The following is a 2,756-nucleotide window of genomic DNA, read 5'->3' on the forward strand; positions in this document are numbered from 1 at the left end:
GATCATCAGTGCCTTGCACGGCACGCCGGCAGGCGAGACGGGCGGGCGCCTCCCGGCCACCAAGTTCATTGCAGTGCGGTTCGGCAATGTCTTCGGCAGCAATGGTTCGGTGGCGACCATATTCCAGGCGCAGATCGAGGCTGGGGGGCCCGTCACCATCACCGACCGGCGCATGACGCGCTATTTCATGACCGTGGCCGAAGCCGTCGATCTCGTCATCATGTCGGCGGCCGATGCCGGGTCGCGGCAGAGCGGAGACGATTATGCCGTCTATATGCTCGACATGGGCAAGCCGGTGCCGATCCTTGAAGTGGCCGAAACGATGATCCGCTTGTCCGGAAAGAGCCCATACAAGGACATCGCGATCCGGTTCACGGGCATCAGGCCGGGCGAAAAACTTCACGAAACGCTGCATGGCGAAGACGAGGAACTCGTCGAACTCGGCATCTCGAAGGTTTTCGGTCTCAGCACGGACGTCGTGGAATGGTCGGATGTCCAGGTCGCGCTCTCGGCCCTGCAGCAGTCGGCGAAAAATCAGGACAAGGCTGCCGCGCTCGCCGCATTGGCAGGTCTCGACCGCGCCAAGAAGGCCAGGGCAAGTGCACGTCAAGACGCGATCCCGAAAACGGCGGGGCAGGCGAGCTAGGCCCGGTTCAGAATTCAGAAAGCGATCTTGCTCGTGAGCAAAGATGATCTGCGCATCGCGGTCCTGATGGGCACGAAAGACGGCGCCGCCTTCATCGAGGAGCAGCTGCAGTCCCTGCTCGAGCAGTCGCACCCTCTGGTCGACTTGTGGATTTCAGACGATGGCTCCACCGATGGCACGACCGCCATCATCGAGACATGGAAATCCCGCTGGCGGCCCAAGGGGCGGATGACGCTGGTAGAGGGGCCGCGGCAAGGCTTCGCCGCCAATTTCCGCTCCATGATCGTCGACCGACGCATCGAGGCGGACTGCTATGCCTTCTGCGACCAGGACGATATCTGGGAGCCCGACAGGCTGGAGAGCGCTATCAGCTGGATGCGGACCCAAGATGCGAAAACCCCGCTGATGTTTTGTTCGCGAACCGCAACCATGACGGAAACAGGAAGCCTTGTCGGCCATTCGCCGCTGTTTGCCCGGCCGCCATCCTTTCGCAACGCGCTTGTGCAAAGCATCGCCGGCGGCAACACAATCCTGCTCAACGCCGCGGCACGCGACCTGCTGGCCAGGGCCTCCACGCGGACCGGGTTCGTCAGCCATGACTGGTGGGCCTATCTCATCGTGACCGCCGCCGGCGGCATCGTCCGCTACGATCCGCAGCCGCTGGTGCGCTACCGGCAGCACGCGGCGAACCTGGTCGGCGCCAACGTGTCCTGGAAAGCAAGGTTCTCCCGGCTTGGCCGCCTGTTCAAGGGGGAATTCGCCGGCTGGACGGACCTCAACCTCGACGGTCTCGCCGTCAATCGCGATCTCCTGACCGAGGACGCGACGGCGTGCCTCGACCTTTTCATCCGCGGGCGCAACGGTGGCCTTTCCCGCCGCTTGGCAGGCTTGCGCCAAAGCGGCGTCTATCGGCAGACCGTTTCCGGAAACATTGGGCTCTATCTCGCCTTCATCCTGGGGCGCATCTGAACATTGCGACGGCTGCGTGGCGCGCTTGGTCAAGAGATCGGCTCATGCTACGTCGACCGGATTGACGGCATTGGCCTGCGGCGTTGCCTCGGGACTTCGGCAGGGAGCACTATCGGCCGTTCATGAAGGCAGCCAAGCAAATCTTCGATATTGCCGGTGCGGCTCTGCTGCTGGTGGCGACATCTCCTGTCTTGGCGCTCACCGTCCTTGCCGTTCGAGCATCGTCGCCGGGCCCGGCTATTTTTTCACAGGTGCGGGTCGGCCGTGACGGTCGGCTTTTTCGCTGCCACAAGTTGCGCACCATGTATGTCGGGACGCCGTCACTACCCTCGCATGAGGCGCCGGCGGATTCCGTGACATCGGTCGGGAAGGTCCTACGGAAGTTCAAGCTCGACGAGCTGCCGCAATTCTGGAATGTCCTGAAGGGCGAAATGAGCCTGGTCGGGCCGCGCCCCTGCCTGCCGACCCAAACCGAGTTGATCGAGTGTCGCAGGCGGCTGGGGGTTTTGGCGGCGCTGCCGGGCATAACCGGCCTGGCCCAGATCAGGGGCATCGACATGTCGAACCCGGAGCTTTTGGCCGAAACGGATGCTGCCTACCTCCGCACTGCGTCGTTCTGGCTCGACCTTCGGATCCTGTTTGGAACGCTCTACCGCAGACCATGATCCCAAAAAGTGGAAGCCGGTTTTTGGAAAAGATCATGGTCAAGCAAGAAAGTCAGGATCTACCGAGCCGCGCCAGCTCGACCAGCCGCTCGAGCGTGCCGGCTTCAGGCGTCCACCCCTGCGATACCAGCAGGGCGGGGTCGCATATCTGTGTCGCGGTCAGGCTGTCCCAGAACGCCCGCCTGCCGAGCGCGGCCACGACCGGCCGTATCAGACCGGCCGGCACAGCCATCAGGCGCACAGGCCGACCCAAACCTCTGCGAAAGGCGGCGATGATGGCCTCGGCGGCGACCGGCGGCACATCGGCGCCGACATAGATCGGGCGAAGCGGTCCGGAATGGCTGAGCAGGTGCGACACTGCTCGCACCGCGGCCTCGGAAGACATCAGCGAGCGGATTCCGGTCAAGGCACCCGTCGGCAGCGGCAGCGGCGTATCGGCAAGGCGCATCAGCGTTGCCAGATTCCCCCTCATGCCG

General features: G+C 63.6%; 3 protein-coding genes and 1 pseudogene. 3 read left to right on the forward strand and 1 reads right to left on the reverse strand.

The window, feature by feature from the left end; translation table 11 throughout:
* From EN984_RS29790 to EN984_RS29800, 3 genes are all read left to right on the forward strand, one after another.
* Positions 1-646: polysaccharide biosynthesis protein (locus tag EN984_RS29790; protein ID WP_164765737.1), on the forward strand; the 646-nt coding region annotated here is incomplete at its 5' end.
* A 33-nt stretch (positions 647-679) separates the two neighbouring features.
* Positions 680-1,615: a glycosyltransferase family 2 protein gene (locus EN984_RS29795; RefSeq protein WP_127272219.1), complete on the forward strand. Its 936-nt coding sequence runs from the start codon at positions 680-682 to the stop codon at positions 1,613-1,615.
* Positions 1,616-1,737: 122 nt separating this feature from the next.
* Positions 1,738-2,280 carry a sugar transferase gene (locus EN984_RS29800; protein ID WP_127271926.1) on the forward strand — a complete coding sequence of 181 codons (543 nt, stop codon included), beginning with the start codon at positions 1,738-1,740 and terminating at the stop codon, positions 2,278-2,280.
* A gap of 52 nt (positions 2,281-2,332) precedes the next feature.
* Here EN984_RS29800 and EN984_RS29805 read toward each other — a convergent pair.
* Positions 2,333-2,756: pseudogene (locus tag EN984_RS29805) on the reverse strand (epimerase); the annotation flags it as partial.

The organism is Mesorhizobium sp. M7A.F.Ca.CA.004.12.1.1, from assembly GCF_003997835.1.
In the GTDB taxonomy this organism is placed as follows: domain Bacteria; phylum Pseudomonadota; class Alphaproteobacteria; order Rhizobiales; family Rhizobiaceae; genus Mesorhizobium.

Coding starts and splice junctions, on each gene's coding strand:
- EN984_RS29800 (WP_127271926.1), top strand. CDS start 1,738: ATGAAGGCAGCCAAGCAAATCTTCGATATTGCCGGTGCGGCTCTGCTG.